The following is a 491-nucleotide window of genomic DNA, read 5'->3' on the forward strand; positions in this document are numbered from 1 at the left end:
CAAGGACTCACGAAAGAAGTGCAACACTGCTAGAACGGTGTTGCGATGGGAAATTCATATGATCAGCTCTGTCTTTCGGAGCGTATAGAGATCTACCGCCTTCATGAAGGCGGTAGATCTCTTCGAGCGATTGCGGCGACGCTGGGGCGCTCCGCATCGACGGTTTCGCGCGAGATCCGGCGCAACGGGCGGCGCACAAAAGCCTGGCCCGGTGGCTATCAGCCGGAACGCGCCCAGGACCTGGCCGACCGGCGCCGGCGGTGGGACGGGCGTTTCAAGCTGGCGCGCCAGCCAGCCCTGCGAGCGCTCGTGCGCGACCGCCTTGCGATGGGATGGTCGCCCGAGCAAATCGCCGGCCGGCTGGCGCGAACCAACCCTGACATGACCATCAGCCACGAAGCAATCTATCGCTTCATCTATCACCGAACCGCCCAGAAAGACTATTGGCACCGTCTACTGCCAAAGGCCCGCTTCCAGCGCGGCCGGCCCGG

At 63.5% G+C, this 491-nt stretch carries 1 protein-coding gene; it reads left to right on the forward strand.

Annotation, left to right across the window (positions count from 1 at the left end; genetic code table 11):
• Positions 1 to 45: 45 nt before the first annotated feature.
• Positions 46 to 491, forward strand: a 446-nt coding sequence (locus ACOSDM_RS20110; RefSeq protein ID WP_420726317.1) for a transposase, incomplete at its 3' end; no start/stop codon positions are given.

The sequence above is a fragment of the Hwanghaeella sp. LZ110 genome (genome assembly GCF_048892525.1).
Lineage (GTDB): Bacteria > Pseudomonadota > Alphaproteobacteria > UBA8366 > Aestuariispiraceae > Pacificispira.